General features: G+C 65.2%; 19 protein-coding genes. All 19 read right to left on the bottom strand.

Annotated features, from left to right (window positions below):
* Window positions 1–98: 98 nt before the first annotated feature.
* Window positions 99–656: an HD domain-containing protein gene (locus SX243_03255; protein ID MDY7091966.1), complete on the bottom strand. Its 558-nt coding sequence runs from the start codon at window positions 654–656 to the stop codon at window positions 99–101.
* 141 nt (window positions 657–797) lie between these two features.
* A complete protein-coding gene (locus tag SX243_03250) occupies window positions 798–1,100 on the bottom strand; it encodes a cytochrome C oxidase subunit IV family protein (GenBank protein MDY7091965.1) in 303 nt (100 codons plus the stop codon).
* Between the two features lie 64 nt (window positions 1,101–1,164).
* Window positions 1,165–1,887 carry a cytochrome c oxidase subunit 3 family protein gene (locus tag SX243_03245; GenBank protein MDY7091964.1) on the bottom strand — a complete coding sequence of 241 codons (723 nt, stop codon included), beginning with the start codon at window positions 1,885–1,887 and terminating at the stop codon, window positions 1,165–1,167.
* A complete protein-coding gene (gene ctaD, locus SX243_03240) occupies window positions 1,880–3,505 on the bottom strand; it encodes a cytochrome c oxidase subunit I (protein MDY7091963.1) in 1,626 nt (541 codons plus the stop codon). The genes SX243_03245 and ctaD overlap by 8 nt, the downstream gene beginning before the upstream one ends.
* A gap of 4 nt (window positions 3,506–3,509) precedes the next feature.
* Window positions 3,510–4,511, bottom strand: coding sequence for a cytochrome c oxidase subunit II (coxB, locus tag SX243_03235; protein ID MDY7091962.1), 1,002 nt, complete (start codon window positions 4,509–4,511; stop codon window positions 3,510–3,512).
* Window position 4,512: 1 nt separating this feature from the next.
* Complete coding sequence (locus tag SX243_03230) at window positions 4,513–5,412, bottom strand: SCO family protein (GenBank protein MDY7091961.1); 900 nt, start codon at window positions 5,410–5,412, stop codon at window positions 4,513–4,515.
* On the bottom strand, window positions 5,409–5,921 hold the full coding sequence (locus tag SX243_03225; protein ID MDY7091960.1) for a hypothetical protein: 513 nt from the start codon (window positions 5,919–5,921) through the stop codon (window positions 5,409–5,411). Before SX243_03225 ends, SX243_03230 begins: the two co-directional genes overlap by 4 nt.
* A complete protein-coding gene (locus tag SX243_03220; protein ID MDY7091959.1) occupies window positions 5,914–7,107 on the bottom strand; it encodes a hypothetical protein in 1,194 nt (397 codons plus the stop codon). Before SX243_03220 ends, SX243_03225 begins: the two co-directional genes overlap by 8 nt.
* Window positions 7,107–7,946, bottom strand: a complete 840-nt coding sequence (locus SX243_03215; protein MDY7091958.1) for a cytochrome c — start codon at window positions 7,944–7,946, stop codon at window positions 7,107–7,109. Before SX243_03215 ends, SX243_03220 begins: the two co-directional genes overlap by 1 nt.
* Entirely contained in the window at window positions 7,936–8,484 is a 549-nt protein-coding gene (locus tag SX243_03210; protein MDY7091957.1) for a DUF3341 domain-containing protein, read from the bottom strand. Before SX243_03210 ends, SX243_03215 begins: the two co-directional genes overlap by 11 nt.
* Window positions 8,484–9,863, bottom strand: a complete 1,380-nt coding sequence (gene nrfD / locus SX243_03205) for an NrfD/PsrC family molybdoenzyme membrane anchor subunit (GenBank protein MDY7091956.1) — start codon at window positions 9,861–9,863, stop codon at window positions 8,484–8,486. Before nrfD ends, SX243_03210 begins: the two co-directional genes overlap by 1 nt.
* Window positions 9,850–13,077, bottom strand: coding sequence for a TAT-variant-translocated molybdopterin oxidoreductase (locus SX243_03200; GenBank protein ID MDY7091955.1), 3,228 nt, complete (start codon window positions 13,075–13,077; stop codon window positions 9,850–9,852). The genes nrfD and SX243_03200 overlap by 14 nt, the downstream gene beginning before the upstream one ends.
* 16 nt (window positions 13,078–13,093) lie before the next feature.
* The gene (locus SX243_03195) at window positions 13,094–13,750 is read right to left on the bottom strand and encodes a cytochrome c3 family protein (protein MDY7091954.1); all 657 of its coding nucleotides are present in this window, start codon (window positions 13,748–13,750) and stop codon (window positions 13,094–13,096) included.
* 264 nt (window positions 13,751–14,014) lie between these two features.
* Window positions 14,015–14,605 carry a YkvA family protein gene (locus SX243_03190; protein ID MDY7091953.1) on the bottom strand — a complete coding sequence of 197 codons (591 nt, stop codon included), beginning with the start codon at window positions 14,603–14,605 and terminating at the stop codon, window positions 14,015–14,017.
* Window positions 14,606–14,710: 105 nt separating this feature from the next.
* Window positions 14,711–15,697 carry a UbiA family prenyltransferase gene (locus SX243_03185; protein ID MDY7091952.1) on the bottom strand — a complete coding sequence of 329 codons (987 nt, stop codon included), beginning with the start codon at window positions 15,695–15,697 and terminating at the stop codon, window positions 14,711–14,713.
* Window positions 15,698–15,791: 94 nt separating this feature from the next.
* The gene (locus SX243_03180) at window positions 15,792–17,180 is read right to left on the bottom strand and encodes a TIGR00297 family protein (protein ID MDY7091951.1); all 1,389 of its coding nucleotides are present in this window, start codon (window positions 17,178–17,180) and stop codon (window positions 15,792–15,794) included.
* On the bottom strand, window positions 17,177–18,109 hold the full coding sequence (locus SX243_03175; GenBank protein MDY7091950.1) for a GDP-mannose 4,6-dehydratase: 933 nt from the start codon (window positions 18,107–18,109) through the stop codon (window positions 17,177–17,179). The genes SX243_03180 and SX243_03175 overlap by 4 nt, the downstream gene beginning before the upstream one ends.
* 62 nt (window positions 18,110–18,171) lie before the next feature.
* Complete coding sequence (locus SX243_03170) at window positions 18,172–19,143, bottom strand: GDP-mannose 4,6-dehydratase (protein ID MDY7091949.1); 972 nt, start codon at window positions 19,141–19,143, stop codon at window positions 18,172–18,174.
* A gap of 3 nt (window positions 19,144–19,146) precedes the next feature.
* The coding region (locus tag SX243_03165; GenBank protein ID MDY7091948.1) for a sugar nucleotide-binding protein at window positions 19,147–19,474 on the bottom strand (328 nt) is incomplete at its 5' end.

The following is a 19,474-nucleotide window of genomic DNA, read 5'->3' as shown; positions in this document are numbered from 1 at the left end:
TGGGATTCCTTCCCTTGATTCTTGCGCGACGACGCGACCTGCCTCCAGGCTACGCCGCTCTGTAGTCTATCCGATCCCGGCCGGGGCTCGGCGGTGACTCAGGCCTGTTGCTCCCGACGCGCCCGGAGAGCAGCGACCACCTCCGCCACCGAATCGAACTCGTCGTTGGGGAAATTGGCGGGGTTGTGCCAAAACTCTTCCAGCCCCCGGGATCCCCATCCCTCGTAGGCCAGCACCTTGATCATCAGCTGAAGCTTGTCGCAGGCCTTGACCAGCCGTGCTTCGGGGGAGGCGGCGGCGTTGTACTCGTCGAAGAGCTCGCGGCTCTCCGCCGGCAGCGGCGCCAGAATGTCGGCCAGGGCAGCGGTCTCCGCCCGGGCCTTGGCCCCGTCGTCGAAATACCGGGTGGCGGTGCGGGGCAAATCCCCCATGCGAACCTCTGCCAGGTCATGGACCAGAGCGATCTCCATCGCTCGCTGGAGATCGAGATTCGGCACCCGACTGCCCAACACCCAAACCAAGAAGAGCACATGCCAGCTGTGCTCGGTGACGCTCTCCCCTTCCGGCACTCCGCGCAGAAAATAGCCGCTCCGCGGCACCCGATCCAAGATCTGGGCTTCGAGGAGGAGATCGAGGAGGGATTCGTTGGGTTTCATGGGCTCAAAAAGGCTTTGGCTCGACGCGCTGCGAGAGCGGTCGAGCCAGAAGCGGGGGCCGGCAGGCTCTGTAGGGCTCGGGCTTCCAAAGCCACCGATTGCAGGCGGCACACAGCAACCCGCGGCCCTAGACCGGCAGCTCTAGATGGGAGGTGCCGTGTAGAGCATCGCCCGGGTCAGGTAGTCCGACAGGGTGAAGGCGAAGAGGACCAGCAGCCACACCACGCCGGAGGCCACCACCAGCTTGATCAAACCAGTGCCCCACTTCACGTGCATGAAGAAGAGCACCACGATGGTGGCTTTGATCAGGGCGATGCCCAACGCGATGACGTCGTTGAGGGCGCCGAAATCGAAGAACGCCACCCACACCGTCAGGGCGGTGAGCACGAGGAGGGCGAAGAACACCTTCAAGTAGGTGCTGGTGGGTGAAATGTGCACGGACATGGCGGATCCTCTTTCCAGTTTTAGGCTCTTTCCAGTTTCAGGGCTCTTCGATTACGGCTCGCGTCTAAGCGTGGGGCAAATGCCGTCCCAGCAGATAGAGCAGCGGGAACAGGAAGATCCAGACGATATCGACGAAATGCCAGTACAGTCCGAAGCCTTCGACAAAGTTGTGATTGTTGCCATCGTACTTGCCTCGCCATGCCGGCTTGATCAGCCAGATGAGGATGCCCATGCCGATGAGCATGTGGAGCGCGTGGAGGCCGGTCATGGCGAAGTAGATGGAGAAGAAGAGCTCCGCCCGGGACTGCACGTGATGGTAGTCCTTGGGGTCGCTCAGGTCGTATCCGGCGTACTCCAGGGCCCCGATCTCTTTCTCCGTGAGATGAAAGCTGAAGTTTTCACCGGGAACCAGGTGGTGCTCCCACTTCCCCGAATACTCGATGTACTTGATGCCCACGAAAGTGCCGCCGAGGATGAGCGTGGCGACCAGGAAGGCGACGATCTTCTTCGCCTTGCCCAGCTGCGCCATACGCACCGCCAGCGCCATGGTCAGCGAGCTGAGGATCAGAACGGCGGTGTTGATCCCGCCCCATTTGATCTCCAGCTCCGAGCTGGCGACGGCGAAGATCGCGGGGTTGCTCAGCCGGTAGACCAAGTAGGCGGTGAATAGACCACCGAAGAACATGATCTCCTGGGCGATGAACAGCCACATCCCCAACGAGGCAGACTGGCGCTGCTGCTCGTAGGAATCGAAGTGATGGAAAAGACCGGCGTGGGCGCTAGACAACTTGAGCCTCCTTCTTCGGCGAGTAGTCGTAGGCCTCACCGGTGAAGGTGGGGATCTCGTCGAAGTTCAGGGTGGGCGGGGGCGAAGCGGTCTCCCACTCGAGTCCGCGGGCGCCCCAGGGATTCTGCGAGCAACGCTCGCCGAAGAACCAGGAGTAGCCGAGGTAGATCATCGGCAGCAGGTAGCCGGCACCGAGCACGGTAGCGCCGGCGCTGGACATCACGTTGAGCACCTGGAACTCCTCCGGATACACGTGATACCGGCGCGGCATGCCCATATAGCCGAGCAGGAACTGCGGGAAGAAGGTCAGGTTGAAGCCGATGAAGATGGTGAGGGCCGCCAGCTTCGACCAGAACACCGGGTACAGACGGCCACAGATCTTGGGCCACCAGTAGTGGATGCCCGCCAGGAACGCCAGGATCGCGCCACCCACCATCACATAGTGGAAGTGAGCGACCACGAAGTAGGTGTCGTGGACGTGCACGTCGATGCCCATGGTGGCGAGCATCACGCCGGTGAGGCCGCCGATGGTGAACAGACCGATGAAGCCCAGGGCATAGAGCATCGGCGTATCCCAGGAGATGGCGCCCTTGTACAGGGTGGCGGTCCAGTTGAAGACCTTCACCGCCGACGGGATGGCCACCAACATGGTCAGCACGCTGAACACCGTGCCGGCGTAGGCGGACTGACCGCTGACGAACATGTGGTGGCCCCACACGAAGAAGCCCAGGATGGCGATGGCCAGGCTGGCAAAGGCGACGAACTTATAGCCGAAGACCCGTTTGCGGGAGAAGGCCGAAATGATCTCGCTGATCACGCCCATGCCCGGCAGAATCATGATGTACACCGCGGGATGGGAGTAGAACCAGAAGAGGTGCTGGAAGAGCACCGGGTCCCCGCCCACCGACGGATCGAAGATTCCGAGATGGAGCGTTCTCTCCAGGGCCACCAAGACGATGGTGATGGCGACCACCGGCGTACCCAGAACCTGGATCAGGCTGGTGGCGTAATGCGACCAGATGAACAGCGGTAGCTTGAACCACGTCAACCCCGGCGCCCGCATTCGGTGAATGGTGACGATGAAGTTGAGGCCCGTGAGGATTGATGAGAATCCTGTGATGAATACACCTAAAGCGGCACTGATCACGTGGGTCTGGGAGAACACCGTGCTGAACGGCGTGTAGAAGGTCCAACCGGTGTCGACACCGCCGTTGACCAGCGCCCAGAGGGTGAACAGACCGCCAATGGTGTAGATGTACCAGCTGGCCAGGTTGAGGCGCGGGAAGGCTACATCCTTGGCGCCGATCATCAACGGGATCAGGAAATTGCCCAAGACCGCCGGAATCGACGGAATCAGGAAGAAGAAGACCATCAAGATCCCGTGCATGGTGAACAGACGGTTGTACGTCTGGGGCTCCACCAGGTCGCCCATGGGGGTGGCGAGCTCCAGCCGGATGCCGACGGCGAAGAGGCCGCCGAGCAGGAAGAAGAGGCTGATGCTGGCCAGGTACAGCAGGCCGATGCGCTTGTGATCGGTGGTCAGCAACCAGGACTTCAGCCCGTGGCCGGCGTTCAGATAGGTATCCGTGGGATAGCCAGGAGGCGTCTTGTCGTTCATTCTTCTATCCCTCTTCGGCGGCACCAGCGTCGTCCGCCACCGCCGCGGTGGTCACTGCGTCGGCTTCATCCGACGTTTGGTTGAGCTCTTTGACGTAGCGAATCAAGGCCATCAGCTGCTCCTCGGTGATCTGCCCCTGGTAGGAAGGCATCAGGGCGTCGTAGCCCTGAACGATCTTGGCCCGAGGATTGAGGATCGACTCGCGCAGGTATTCGTCGTCGCGCTGCAGGGTACGGCCGTCCGCCAGCTGCACCTCGCCGCCGTCCAATCCCGCCAGCAGCGGGCCCCGGGAACCGGAGTCGCCACGATGGCAGGTGATGCAGGCCAGATTCTGGAACAGTTCCTCGCCGGAGGCTACCGTCTCACCGGGCTCTCGGCCGCCGAGCCAGGCCTCGTAGTCGCCTTGCTCCATGACGTAGACCTTGCCGATCATCTGCGCGTGCTCGGCACCGCAGAATTCGGTGCAGAAGAGGTGGTAGACGCCGGGCTTGGTGGCTTCGAACCAGACGGTGGTGTAGCGCCCCGGCAGCACATCCTGTTTGACGCGGAAGGCGGGGACGAAGAAGCTGTGGATGACGTCCTCGGAGGTCATCTTCATGACGATCTTCGTGTTCACCGGGATGTGCAGATCGTTGATCTCGCGGTTCCCTTCCGGATGCTTGAACTTCCACATCCACTGCTTGCCCACCGCCGTGTACTCCACCGCATCCGGTGGCACCCGATTGAGCTGCAGGAAGACATGGACTCCCCAGGCGAAGAGGAAGAGGCTGATGATCAGCGGAATCACCGACCAGGTGATCTCCAGCGGCGTCGAGGTCTTCTCCGGCACGCCAAAGGCATCCTCCGACCGGCGCCGGTACTTGATGGCGAAGGCCACCAGGACAATGGCGATGCCCAGGGAGAAGAACGCCGACAAAAAGATGCCGAAGAAGTATAGGGCGTCCACCTTGCCGGCGACCGTGGAGGCCGCCTCGGGGAACAGAGGCAAATTCTCGAAGATGTCCATGTCAGGCTGTTCCTAGGTTGCTTTTGGCGGTGTTGTCCGACCTCGGACGCTGGCGCCGCTCACGCAGGATCATGCGACCGATGAGCAGGCCCAGCACCAGCAGGGTCAAGAAGCCCCCGGCGCGGATCAGGTTGAGGACTGCAGCGCTGTACTTGCCGGTGGAAGGATCGTATTGGAAGCAGAACAGCAGAACCCGATCCACCGGCGAGCCGATGCGGTTGTCCGACGCCTCGACCAAGCCGAGGCGAACGTCGCGAGGTGGATACTCCACCCCGTAGAAGTAACGTGCCGCACGCCCGTCGGCGGTGGCCAGCAAGAGGCCTCCGGCGTGCACGTAGAGATCCGTGCGCGAGTCGTAGCGGTAGGTGAAGCCCGCGGCGTCCGCCACGCGGCGGATCTCTTCCTCTTCACCGGTGAGGAAATGCCAGCCGCCGGCGGTGTCGGCCTTGCCATAGCGCTCGACGGTGCTGGTCTTGGCCTCCATCGCCATCTCCGGCGTCTCCCCCGGGTCGATGCTCAGCACGACGATTTCGAAGTCCTCACCGGGGGTCAGCTCCACCGCCTTGAGGCTCGACGCCATGCCGTTGAGCACCAGCCCGCAGAGCATCGGGCAATCATAATAGACCAGCGCCAACACCACCGGGCGGTCGTCGAAGTACTCCCCGAGGGTCACCGCTACGCCACTTTCATCGGTAAACCGGGCATCCAACGGCAGGCTCTCTCCCAGCCGCTGCTCAAAGCCCACCCCTTGCAGCTCCGGCGGCATCTGGCTGGCAGTCGCCTGGCGGGCGTCGGCAGGGGTGGTCGCGCGGCTGGCCGCCGGCTGCGCCGGCTGGGCAACGGTGGGCAGGGCGACGACGAGCGTCACCAGCACCAGCGCGATGAGAAGGCGACGGATCACTGAGCGCTACCCCCGCTCTCTGGGGCAGCGTCCCCTTCGTCCGAAGAAGAGGCGCCGGCCCCGGAAACCTCCGTGGCCATCTCCGCCCGATCCCCGAAGAGCTCAGCGCTCACGTCGTCCACCTCGCCCGCTCGGGGCAGGCCACGCTCGGCCATGATCTCCATGGCGCGCTCGATGGGAATGCGTGCGACGCCGGCTTCCTCGTTCTCCCAGGCGTAGGACTCGAGGCGCTCGTCTTCCCAGGCGTGCAGCCGGTCGATATCCGCCACCGGCGGGAAGAATTGCAGCTGCGGCCCCGGCGACTCCGGCGGTTGGTTGGCTTCCGGAATCGGCGACGGAGCAGGGTCGTTGCTCGCCAGCCGGCTCCGCATGCCCTCGAGCATCCACCACATGAGAACGAAGGTGATGGCGGTGAGGACTAGCAGGTAGGCCATGAACTGGATGATCTGCTTATAGCTGATCTCGCCGTCGAAGACTTCGGTGCTGGACCCGGTGTGTGAGTCATGCATGGTCGAGGGCCTCCGGCAGATAGGGGTCGTTGTACGACAGGATGGGGCGGCGCTTGAACAACAGCACGAAGAACCACAGCCACAGCCCACCGATGCCGGCCATGGTGGCGAAGTCGATCCAGGACACCGTCGCGTGGTGGTGGAAGTGCGGCGCCACCTGCCACTGGTAGTCCATCCAATGCACCACCAGCAGCAGCACCGCAACCACCGACAGAGTCCGATTGTTGCGCTTCAGCGGCCGCGACAGCAGCAGCAGGAAGGGCAGTGCGAAGTGGGTCAGGGCCAGGGCGACGGCAACATAATCCCAGCCGCCGGCGAAGCGGTGCTCGTACCACTTGACCTCTTCCGGCAGGTTGCCCTGCCAGGTGATGAGGAATTGGGAGACGCAGAAGTACGCCCACACCATGGTGAAGGCCAGCAGCAGCTTGCCCTGGTCGTGGAAAATGCGCTTGGTGAGCACCGGCGCCATGGGCTCGCGCTGCACCAGATGGCTCTCCATCAGGATCAGGAAGGCCATCCCGGCGATGGCGCAGGAGATCAGGAAGTAGGCACCGTAGATGCTCGAGTAGTACTCGGCGTCAATGGACATCAGGAAGTCCACGGCGACGAACGTGGCGAGGGCCACGAAGACCACCAGACCCGGCCCGCTGATGTTGCGCATGGTGTGAATCTGCTGCTTCGTCGCTCCCTTGTCCTGGCGATTCGACTGCCGCCGCAGGGCGAAGGTGAGCAACAACCAGACGGCGAAGTAGATCACCACCCGCAGGAGGAAGAACTCGGGATCCAGGTACCACGCCTTCTTGGCGATGAGGTGGTTCTCCGCCATCACCTCCGGGCGGGCCCAGGCGAAGATATTCTCCAGGCCGAACCAGATGGGGATGAACAGAGGCGCCAACAACAGCAGCGTGGCGCCGGCGGCCTCGTTGAGGCGGCGCGGGATCAGCCCCCAGGCACCCTGGGAGAGATGCTGCAGCATCAGGAAGCCCAGGCAGCCGAGGGGGATGCTCAGCCAGAAGACGTAGGCCTTGAGGTAAGAGCGGAAGAATTGGTCCGGGTTCTGGGTGTAGCCGAAGACGGCGGCAGCAACGCCGACGATGCCCACCACCAACGCGACCATCTGGATCCGGTCCAGGGATTTGGGCGCCTGGAAGTTCTCCGCGGTCAGATCGATGCTTGACTGGCTCATTACTCCCCCGCAGGAACGCCCGCCTGGGCATCAGTTTGGTGGTCGCCACCGTGATTACCGGCGGTCGGGTCCTCGGCGGCAGGATCCCCCGCCGCGCCATGATCACCCCCGGCGGCACCGTGCCCCCCGGAATCAGAGCCGGCGGCACCATGGCCACCGGCGCCGTGGTCGTCGGCGGCGGGCGGCTCATCCAGCCGCTGCAGGTCCGAGGGATTGAGATCCGCCGTGCGCACCGACTGGCTGAATTGCAGCGTCCGCACATAGGCCGCGATGGCCCAGCGGTCTTCCGGCGTGATCTGCCGGGCATAGCTGGACATCTGCCCGAAGCCTTCGGTCATCACGTTGTAGAAGTAGCCCGGCGGCGAGGTACGGAGCCGCTCGTCATGGAACGACGTGGGCACTTTGAATCCGCGCTGGACGATCATGCCGTTTCCGGCCCCCACCCGTCCGTGACAGGGGGTGCAGAACATGCCGTAGCGCTGCTGGCCGCGGCGCAGCACGACGCGGGTGAACTCCTGATCGCTGAGCTCGTCCGCATTGCCACCCCAATTGGCCTTGAGGGTGTCCATGGGAAAGCCGGGAATCCCCTGGCCGGAGGCATCGAGGCCGGTGTAATAGGCCTGATCGGCGCGCAGGAAGCCGCGGGGCACGGTGTTGGGCACCAGATCGCGGGCGGCTTTGCCGTCGGCGTAGAAGGTGCTGGCCTCCAGAGCCTCGTATTTGGCCTGATCGTGCATGTCCTGACGACAGCCCACCGCCGCCGTCAGACACAGAGCCAGGCCCACGACACCCAGGCGCCGGGAAAGCCGGACGCGGGCGTTGGTGTTTCTAGTTCTCAACTTCTGAAACCTCCCTGGGATTCAGGCTGCGCAGGAACTCCTCGGTCCCCTGGCGGTCGTACTGCGGATCCTCGGCTTCGATGCAGAGGAAGAAGCGATCCCGCGACGCCCGCTTGAAAGCCTCGAGGTTGAACACCGGATGGTAAGGCCGGGGCAGGCCGTTGACCGCCAGCATTCCCACCACCGCCGTGACACCGGCGATGAGGATGGTCACCTCGAAGGTCACCGGAATGAACGCCGGCCAGCTGTTGAACGGCCGGCCGCCGATATTCATCGGGTAGACGAACACCGAGGTGATGTACTGCAGGCCGAAGCCGGTGAAAAAGCCCACGATTCCGCCCAACAGCACCAACAGGGGCATCGGGCTCTTGTCATGACCGAGGGCGTGGGAGGCCTCCTCCACCGGGAACGGCGAGTAGGCGTCCAGCTTGCGGTAGCCGGCCTCATGACTTTGGTGACAGGCCTCGACCAGCTCGTCGGCGGTGTCGAACTCCGCCATCAGGCCGTAGACCCTGGGGATCTCCTGAGCCGCGTGCATCAGGCGTCTCCTTTTTCGGTCTTGGGCAGCAAGGTTCGCATCTCGAAGATCGAGATGGCCGGGACGAATCGGATGAACAGGAAGAAGAGCGCCAGGAAGAAGCCGATGGTCCCGATATACAGGGCCCAATCCCAGCGCGTCCCGGCGTACAGGTCCCAGGACGAAGGCAGGAAGTCACGGTGCAGGCTGGTGGCGACGATGATGAAGCGCTCCAGCCACATGCCGACGCTGACGAAGAGAGAGACGATGAAGAGCATCAGCGGCGAGGTGCGGAACTTCTTCACCCAAAGCAGCTGCGGGGCCAAGGCGTTGCACAGCAACAGCGACCACCACTGCACCTGATAGGGGCCGGTGATGCGGTTGAGCATCATGAACTCTTCGTATTGGTTGCCGCTGTAGAAGGCCATGAACAGCTCGACCATGTAGCCGTAGACCACGATCAGGCCCGTGGCCAAGGTGACCTTGCCCATATTCTCCAGATGCCGGATGGTGATGAAGTCTTCCAGGTGGAAGAGCTTGCGCAGCGGGATCGCGAGGATCAGCACCATGGCGAAGCCGGCGTAGATGGCGCCGGCGACGAAGTACGGCGGGAAGATGGTGGCGTGCCAGCCGGGGAGCTGGCCGACGGCGAAGTCGAAGCTCACCACCGTGTGCACCGAGAGCACCAGCGGAGTGGACAGGCCGGCGAGGAGCAGGTAGGCCGACTCGTAGTTGTGCCAGTGCCGGGCGGAACCGCGCCAGCCCATGGCGAAGAGGCCGTAGATGCGCTGCTGGATGCTGTTCTTGGCGCTGTCGCGCATGGTCGCCAGATCGGGGATCAGGCCGATGTACCAAAAGAGCAGCGAGATGGTCAGGTAGGTGCTGACGGCGAAGACGTCCCACATCAGCGGGCTGCGGAACTGCGGCCACAGGCCCATGCTGTTGGGGTAGGGCAGCAGCCAGTACACCGCCAGCCACGGACGGCCGGTGTGCAGGATGGGGAACATGCCGGCACAGGCCACGGCGAAGAGCGTCATCGCCTCGGCGAAGCGGTTGATGGACATGCGCCACTTCTGGTTGAGCAGCAGCAGAATCGCCGAGATCAAGGTACCGGCGTGGCCGATGCCGATCCACCAGACGAAGTTGATGATGGCGAAGCCCCAACCCACCGGGATGTTCAGGCCCCAAACCCCGGTACCCACCAGCAGCAGGTAGACGATGGCGTAGAGCATCATCATCATCACCGCGCCGGCGATGAGGAAGCCGCCGAGCCACCACAGAGGGGTGCGGCCGAAGACTACGCCGGCGATGCCGTCGGTGACGGTGCCGGCGTCGTGCCCCGGCCCCAGCAGCGGCTCTTCCGCCGGCCGGGCCGCGAGCGTCTGATCAGTGACGGACATCGTGGCTCCCCTCCTCCGATTCCAACGCTGGGTTGGGATTGCGCAGCTTGGCCAGATAGGTGGTCCTCGGCCGCGTGCCCAGCTCCTCGAGCAAGCTGTAGTTGAGCGGTGACCCCTTCCATTGGGCGACCCGGGAGTCGTCCTGGTTGAGATCGCCGAAAACGATGGCGTCCGCCGCGCAGCTCTGCTGGCAGGCGGTCTTGATCTCGTCCCCGCCGACCCGGCGGCCCTCCACCTCGGCGTCGATCCGCGCGTTGGTGATGCGCTGCACGCAGTAAGTGCACTTCTCCATCACGCCGCGGGAACGCACCGTGACCTCCGGATTGCGGGCCATGGCCGTGACCGGATCCTTGGACTTGTTGTACAGCAGGAAGTTGAAGCGGCGCACCTTGTAGGGGCAGTTGTTGGAGCAGTAGCGGGTGCCGACACAGCGGTTGTAGACCATGTCGTTGAGGCCGTGCTGGTTGTGCACCGTCGCCGCCACCGGGCAGACCAGCTCGCAGGGCGCCTGCTCGCATTGCATGCAGGTCACCGGCTGCTGGTGCATTTTCGGATTGTCGACCCCGCCTTCGTAGTAGCGGTCGATGCGCATCCAATGCATCTCGCGGCCCCGGGCCACCTGCTCCTTGCCCACCACCGGGATGTTGTTCTCCGCCTGGCAGGCCACCACACAGGCGTTGCAGCCGAGGCAGGAGTTGAGATCGATGATCATGCCCCAGCGGTAGTCGTTGTATTCAAAGCCCTCGTAGAAGCTGTGCTTGGCCATCTCGGCGTGGCCCATCTCCTCGATGATCTCCGGATGTTCGAGGAAGTCCGCCAGGGAGGCGGTGCGCACCAGGTGCCGGTCGTGAGCTTCCTCGCTCTCCACCGGGATGTTGCTGTGCCGCTGGGTGGAGGCCAGGTCGTAGGTGCCGCCGGCGGCTTCGAGGGTGACCCCGGAGCGGTGCCAGGGGGACTCGCCTCCCTGCAGCTGATAGGCGTCGAAGCCGGTGCCGGTGCCGACAGCGCCGGCGCGGCGGCGGCCGTAGCCGAGGTGCAGGGTGACGGTGCCCGCGGCCTGCCCCGGCAGCACCCACAGGGGTACCTCGAGGCTTTGGTCGCCGACGCTCACCCGCACCATCTTGCCACTGGCCTCCAGCAGGTGCTGGGCCTTCTTCTCATCGCCGTGGAGCTGTTGGGGAAGAACGTGGAACTCGTCCATCTCCCCCGCCAGCCCCAGACGGTCCACATCCGCCGGGCTGATCATCAGGGCGTTGTCCCAGGTTAGCTTGGTCAGCGGCTTGGGCACCTCCTGCAGCCAGCCGTTATTGGCGTAGCGGCCATCGACGATCGAGGGATCGGGCCGGAAGGTGAGCTCCAGGCTCCCCTCCCCGGCGGGCGAGGCCTCTTCCAGCTGGGCGGCGGCGCGGGACACGGCAGCTCCTTGCACCGCGGCTCCCCGCGGCGACAGTGCGCTGCCCTCGACGATGCCGTCGTGGAGCGCCTTGCGCCAGGCGGCTTCGCTCATGCCCTGGGCCTGCCAGTAGCGCTGCACGGTCTCGTAGCCGGAGTAGCCGGTCTCACCGGTGAGCAGCGCGGTCATTTCGTGGATGGACTTGCTCTCATAGAGCGGCTCGATGAGGGGCTGAACGATGCTCGCGGTGCCGTCGTAGGCCCGAGCGTCGCTCCAGGCCTCCAGCCAGTGGGACATGGGGACATGCCACTGGCAGTACTCGGCGGTCTCGTCCGCATAGGCCCCCAGGTGCACCCGCATCCCCACCTTCTGCACGGCGTCGGCGAAGCCGAGGCCCGCCGGGGCAGTGAACAGGGGATTGGTGTCGAGGATGAAGAGCAGAGAGACCTTGCCGGCGTTCATGTCCGCGACGAGCTCTTCCAGGGTTCCGGCACCCCCCGCGGGCTGGGCCGCCACCGCCTCGGTGACCACCACCGTGGTGCCGACATTGCCCAGAGCCTGGTTGATGGCGTGGGCCATGACGTGGAGCGCCGGCGAAGCGTAGGCGCCGGGCACCACCAGGCTGCTGCCACCGTGAGCGCGGAGGTCCTCCGCCACAGCCTGGACCCAGGCCTCCGCCTCCGGCGACGAGAAGCCGCCGGCTGGCTGGCGAGCTCCGGCCACGCCGAGCTCGGCGGCGAGCGCCAGGGCGAAGCGCCCCACCTCGGCAGCGGATAGCGGCAGACGATGGTCAGCGGCGGCGCCGGTGGAGGTGGGCGTGCTCTCCACGGCATACAGCCGGCTCATCTTGCCGTCGTTCTCGTGAACCTTGCGGCTGGCGGCGAAGTCCCGAGCGTAGCGTAGGTGCCCAGGCCCCTCGCTCAGAAAGTCCGAATCCAGAGACAGAATGACCTGCGCCTTGCTGACGTCGTAGTGGGTCTCGACGCCGTCCCCGAAGGCCTGGCGGTCGCCTTCCCGCGCAACGCCGACGGCGGGATCCCACTGATGCCAGCGGGCGGAGGGGAAGCGCTGCTGCACGGCCTCCATTTGTGCCGCCAGGGTCGGCGAGGTGACCCCGCCGGTGAGAATCCGCAGATCTTCACCGCCGACCGCCTGCTGAGCCCCGAGCAGCGGCTCGAGGGCGGCGGTGAGAGTGGCCCACTGGCTGGCCCGGCCCAGGTGCAAAACGTTGCGCGAGCGATCCGGATCGTAGAGATCGAGAATGCTCGCTTGGTCGGTGGCGCCGGCGGCGCCCAGGCTCGCCGGGTGGTCGGGGTTGCCCTCCACCTTGATGGGGCGGCCCTGATGATTCTCCACCAACGCGCCGACGGCATAGCCGCCGCCCCCGACGGAGGCGGTGGCGAAGTGCAGGCTACGTCCGGGAACGATCTCCTCGGGCTGCTTGACGTAGGGAACGATGCGTTCCGACGGCTGGCGGGTGCAGGCGGTGAGACCGGCCAGCGACAGGCTGGCGGCGGAGAGCTGAAGGAAGCGGCGCCGGCTGACGCCCTCGTCCCACTCGGAGGCCTGCCGGGGAAACTCCCGGTGCAGCATCTCCTGGAAATCGTCGCTCTGCGCCAGCTCGTCGAGGCTGCGCCAGTAGTTGCGACCGCTCTTTCCCTTGAGGCTCTCACGCACGGTGGCGGAGCTCAGCCGCGGCGCCGCATCCGCGGCGGGCGATTCCGGACGGGCCTCTTCGGGCAGGATGCGCAGGGGTGAGGCCTTGCGCGGTTCGCGGCCGGGGGCCGCCGGCTCGCCGTATTTCTGTTCCTGATCGTTCAAGGTCATCTCCCCGCAATCATCGATGGCACGTGGAGCAGGTGTCCTGCGGCTGAATGTTGTATTCCGCCACCAGCTCGGCTCCCAGCTCCGCCTGAGTGACTCCCGCCGGCAATTCCCAGTCCATGTTGTAAACCTCTTCCCGTGGCCGTACGTACTTCTCAGGGTTGCGGTGGCAGTCGAGGCACCAATTCATCTGGAGGGTTTCCGCTTGGAAGACCAGAGGCATTTCGTTGATCTGTCCGTGGCAGGTGTTGCAGCCCATGCCCTTGGCGACGTGAATGCTGTGGTTGAAGTACACGAAGTCGGGCAGGTCGTTGACCCGCTCCCAGCGGATGGGCTCGTTGTCGCGATAGCTGGCGCGGATCGGCTCGAGCATGGGGCTGTCGTTCCAGATGAGCTTGTGGCAGTTCATGCACGTTTCGGTGGGCGGGATGCCGGCGAAGGCCGACTTCTCCACCGAGGTGTGACAGTACCCACAGTGAATGCCCAAGACCGCCGTGTGGTGGTCGTGACTAAAGGGCACCGGCTGGTTGATCACCACTCCCTGATCGGTCATGAACGGCGACTGGGCCAGCTTGAACACCAACAGCAGGGTGCCGACGACCAGCGTCCCGCCAAGGATGATGCTCGCCAGGGCCAACGCATTGGCGCTGCGCTTGAAGATCTGGGCCATAACTGCTCTGCCTTTATTTCTCGTTGATCTCGGTCTCCCGAACTCGGGCCACAGGCCGAGCCGAAGACCTTGTGAAAAGTTTCACAAGCCGGCACTCTAGCACAAACCCTGAGGATTTCCAGCCTCCTCGAGAGCCTATGCCCCCCGGACCAGCATCGGGCGGGGGCAGCCTTCAACAGCGGTCCGGTGAATTGTAGAGCATCCGGCCGTCCGCCGAAACCCGCACCGGCCGGAAAAAGGCGTCCGGCTGTCGCTAAGCCACCCTCACCGCACCTCGGCCTTCTTTCTGTCGACCGTCTCATCGAGATCGATGCCTCGGCGCTCGAGGAGCCGACCGATGCGCTTGAGGATGGGCTCGCCGAGTAGCGCCCGGGCGGAAACCGCGGCATCCCCGAGGGCTCTACGCACCCCCGGGCGACCGCTCCAATGGCGCTCAGCGATGGGTTCGAGGGCCGGCCCCATGGCAGCGCTGAGCACCGCCGCCGCCAGCAACAGATCGTCGGTGAACCCCAAAGGCCCCATGAAGGCCTCGGGCAACAGATCCATGGGCACGAGGAAGTAGAGCAGCGCCCCGCCAATGAGGTTGCGGGTGCCCCGCGGCACTTCCCGGTCGAGGACCATGCGTACCAGGAGCAGGAAAACATCCGGAACCACCAGTAGCAAATCCGCCGCCCGCTGGCCCTTCTCGCCGGCGCGGCCCTCGGCGGCGTCGAGCATGCGTTGGCGCAGGCGGTCGTAGAAGCTCAACAGGCGCTCCGATTCCGGCAGGCCTCGGACCTCCGGATCCACCAGCTCGCCTTCCAGTCGCGCCTCCGGCGCGCCCTCCTGCCACTGGCTCCCGTCTTGCTGACTCATCTCGGTAATTCCCTTCTTGGCGCCGACATTGTACCCAACCCTCGCCGTCGACACCCAACGGGGGCGAGGTAGTGACCCTGCAGCCTCGGGCTTAGAGCCTTGGGCTCAGAGCAGGTAGGCAACGGCGAAACCGACCTGGGCCGCCATCATCATCAAGTACATATGGGTCCAGGAGGGGTGATTTTCGGTGCGCGCCAGCGAATCCGGATCGCGCACCAGCAAGTACACCGTGTAGGCCCCCCACACAGTGAGCAACAGCCCCAACATCACCAGGAAAGGCGCGTTGCCGGTGAGGATGGGATGCTCCGGGTTCTGGGGATCGGGCATATAGGCTCCGACCGGCAACAGCAGCCAGGGCAGAACGAAGAACGGGCTGATCATCCACGCCGCCTTGCGCACCCCATAGAGAATGGGCAGGGTCTTGCAGCCGCCGGCCAGATCCCCCTCCATGTCGGCGAAATCCTTGGTCGCCGAGGCGCCGATGAGGTAGATGCCGAAGATGGCGCCGATGAACCAGGGCTCCCAGTGGAAGATGTGCGCCACCATGGCCCACCCCGCCACCTTCAGCAGCACCCCCCGGGGAATGGCGATGGTGAGATTCGCCCACACTCCTCGCGCCTTGGTGCGGCCCGCCACCGGGGCGGAGTAGACGAAGGTGAAGACCAGCCCCGCCAGGTAGATGAAGAAGGTCTCGTGGTAGGCCAGGGGAGCGCCGAGCTTCTCCGACCAGGTGTTGTAGGGGTAAACCACCACCAGCCAGGTGGGCACCAGCGCCAACACATACATCACCCAGGTGAAAATCCACCCCTCCCGCAGACTCAGGGCGCCGGTGACCAGCGGCCGGTCGGGCTTGTTGAGGCGGTCGATCTCCAGGTCGTAGATTTGGTTGATGGCGTTGGAGGCAGCGTTGAGAAAACTGGCGCACAGCGAGCCCAGCGCCACCGTCAGCACCACCGACAGAGTCAGGCGGCTCTGGGGGTCGGGGTTGTGCACCGAGCCGAAGGCGCAGACGGCGCCGGACACGATGCCCAGCAGCGGCGGCAAGAGGGTGAACGGCCGGGCCAAGCGGAGATAGCTCTGGAGTTTGCTCACGACGAATCCTCGAAGTCTCGAATCAGCGGGCGGGGTTGCAGGCTCAAGGCGGCAAAGGCCTCAAGGCGGCAGCGGCCTCAGGGTAGCAGCGGCCTTACGGTAACAGCGGGACGAGCGCCGCCGCGGTCAGGGCCCCCACCAGGGTGTTCAGAAAATTGATCGCCTCGTTGTCCAGCAGGCCGCGCCGCTCCAGGGTCGCGCCAGCGAGACTCTCCAGAGTGGTGCCGACGAAGGCCGCCACCGTGACCACCAAGACCGCGCCGGGGCCGAAGAGCCCCAGCACCGCCCCCAAGACCGCCACCAGCGCCGCCCCGGCGAGCCCCGCCAGGGTACCCTCCAACGACACCGCCCCCTCGGTGCCCGGCGGCACCGGCCGCAGATTGGTGATGAGGAAGGTGCGGCGGCCCCACAGCTGGCCGATCTCGCTGGACACCGTATCCGCCGATGCGGTGGCGAAAGCCGCCGCAAAAGCGATGGCGAAGATCTCGGTGTTGGGGGTGATCAGGGCGAAGAGAGCACAGGCGGCGGCGACCCCGGTATTGGCCACCGCATGGCGAGCACCGCGGCGGCCTCCGCCCTCCTGGGCCAGACCGCGCTCCGCCTTGCGCCGATAGCCGAGCTTGGTGCAGGCGGTGCCGAGGATGAAGAAGGTCAAGAGCAGTAGATAGCCCTGCCAGCCGAGGCAGGCGTAGATGGCGGTGCCGATGAGGAAGCCGCCGATCATTCCCGACAGGTTGACCGAGCGGGCAGCGTAGCCCGCCAGCGCCAGCACCAGATTGACCGCCGCCGCGATGGCCAGCTGCGAGGCCATGTCCGGCTGCAGCAGATTCGCCCAGGTATTCTCCGCCAGCAACAAGCAGTAGAGCCACAAGCCGGTGAGCAGCGGGACCCCGATATTGTCGTCCAGGCCTTGGGGCTGGGACTCGAGGATGGCCGCGAAGAGAGCGGCACCGAAGGAAATCGCCAGCGCAAAGACGAGGGAGTAGCGGTCGGGAGCGGTCCACTGCACCAACACCGCGCAGGCGAGGGTGCCGAAGAAGACGTAGGCCAGCGAGCCGAGCCAGCTCTTGCCGGGATTCCAGGGCAGCTTGTGGCGCCCCAGGGCCATGCCCACCAGCGAGGCCATACCGTCGCCGAAAGCGAGGATGCCCCAAACCCCTGCAGCCACCTCCAGCCGCTGGTGGAAGGCGAGGATCAGGATCAGCACCGTCAGCGGGTAGAACACGATGCCCAAGGACATGCCCCGCGCCGTCTCAGCCTCCCGCCACAGGCTCCGGCCGCCGATGCGCGGCAGGATCAGCAGGTTGAAGAGCAGCGCTGCCAGGGCGCAGAGGGCGGCCAGCATCGGCCCCAGAGGGCGCACGGCGAAGGCGATGAAACCCACCGACATATGCACCAGCTTGCGCAGCACCTCGCCCCGGCTCAGGCCCGAGCTAGCGCGGCCCAAGCTCGCCACGTCCGCGCTTCCACCGTCAGCGTTCATGGCGGCACCTCCAGCACCGGCAGCGTTCGCGCCGCCCACAAATCTTCCAGCGCTCGGTCCAGATCAAACTCCACCGACCATCCCAAAGCTTCCAGGCGGCGACTGTCACCGCGCAGCAGCGCCACATCCACCGGCCGCACCCGCCGCGAATCCTGCTCCACGTCGACCTTCAGACCGGAGACCTGGATGAGCTTCTCGAGCACTTCCCGCACGCTGTGGTCAACGCCGGTGGCCAGGTTGTAAACACCGCCGCTCTCGCCCCGCTCCGCCGCCAGGCGATAGCCTCTGACGGCGTCGGCGATGTGGACGAAATCGCGCCGCGCTCCCAGGTTGCCCACCTTCAGCACCGGCTCCTGACGCCCGGCTTCGATGGCCGCCAGCTGAGCGGTGAAGGCCGGCAGGGCGAATTGCGGCGCCTGCCCGGGACCGACGACATTGAACGAGCGCACCACCACCGCACCGGCCCCCAGGGCCAGGCGCTCGGCAGCGGCTTTGGTGAGAGCGTACGGGGTGCGCGGCGCCAGCGGCTGCTCCTCCCCGATGGGCTGCTGAGCCTCCGGCACTCGGCCATAGACCTCGGCGCTGGACGCCAACACCACCCGCCGGCCGGCGGCGGCCTTGAGCAGGTTCTCGGTACCCAGCACGTTGACCTGGAAATGCTCCGCCATCTTCTTCCAGGACTCCCCGACGTGGCTTCGCCCCCCCAGGTGCACCACCACCTCCGGGTTCGCCTCCTCCACCACCCGGGCGAGCTCCGACGGATCGAGGAGATCCGCATCGTAGACCTTCACCCCGGGCAGCTCCGGGCACGCCCCCAAGCAGGTGCCCACCACCTCCGCCCCGCTATCGACGAGATGACGAGCCAGGTGGCAGCCGACGAAGCCGCTGATGCCGGTGATCAGGAAGCGCATGGCGAGCCCATGCTCCATTGGCCGACTCTCGACGGGCTCATTCCAGACTGGGTCAATCCCGATCCGCTCCGTAGGAGCATTTACTGAGCCTCTTTCGCCAGGCGCTCGCGCCAATAGTTCAGGATGTCCTGCAGGGTCTGATCCAAGGGTATCTTGGGCTCCCAGCCGGTGTCAGCCCGGAATTTCGAGCTGTCTCCGATGAGGATCTCCACGTCCGAAGGCCGCAGACGCTCCGGATCCACCTCGATGCGCACCTCCGCCGTGCTCAGAGCGAGCAGGCGGTCGAGGAGCTCGCGGATGGTGATGCCGTCGCCGGTGGCGATGTTGTAGACCTCGCCGGGCTTGCCACGGGTCACCGCCAGCCAGTAGGCGCGCACCATGTCCCGCACGTCGGTGAAGTCGCGCACCGCCTCCAGATTGCCCACCCGGATCACCGGTTCCCGGAGGCCGGCCTCGATGGAAGCGATCTGCTTGGCGAAATTAGAGGTGACGAAGACCTCCCCCCGCCGGGGACCGGTGTGGTTGAAGCCGCGGGTGCGGATCACCTTCAGGCCATAGCTCTGAAAATACTGGTACGCCAGCAAGTCCTGACCCACCTTGGAGACGGCGTAGGGAGACAGGGGCCGCAGCGGGTTGGTCTCCCGGATCGGCGTCTCCTCTGGCTTGACCAGACCGTACTCTTCGCTGGAGCAGGCGATCTGCACCACCGGATCCAGCTGTAGAGCCCGGATGGCCTCGAAGAGGTGGGTCTGGCCGGTAATGTTGGTGGTCAGGGTTTCGGTGGGCGCCGACCAGCTGGACGGCACGTAGCTCTGCGCCGCCAGATGGAAGATGACGTCCGGCCGCACCGCCGCCAGCACCTTGTGCACCGACGAATAATCGCGCAGATCGGTCTCGGTCATGTCGACCTGGTCCATCAGGTGGTCGATGTTCTCGGTGCGGCTGCGCCAGCGGTAGATGCCATAGAGCTCCACTTCCGGATGCTCGGCGAGTAGCAGCTCCGCGAGATGGGAGCCGGCGAAACCGGTGATCCCGGTGATCAAGGCTTTCATCGGTCAATTGCTCCTTGCCCGCAGGGTCGCGAGGTATTCGGCCAAACCGGCACTCCAGGACTCCGCCGGCCGCCCCAGCAGCTGTTCAAAGCGGCTGATGTCGAGCACGGAGTACGCCGGACGGGGCGCCGGGCGGGGAAATTCGTTGCTGGTCACGGGCACCACCTCCACTTCCGGATTCCACAGACGGACGATCTCCCGGGTGAAGCCGAACCACGAAACCGGCGGCTGATTCTGATAGTGCACGATGCCGGCGGCGTCGGTGGCCGCCAGATCCGCCAGGGCGCGGGCCAGATAGACGGTGTAGGTGGGGCCACCCACCTGATCGTCC

This window comes from Acidobacteriota bacterium (assembly GCA_034211275.1).
GTDB lineage: Bacteria > Acidobacteriota > Thermoanaerobaculia > Multivoradales > JAHZIX01 > JAGQSE01.
Note: the sequence above shows the minus strand (reverse complement) of the source record. Positions and strands in the feature narration are given on the sequence as shown.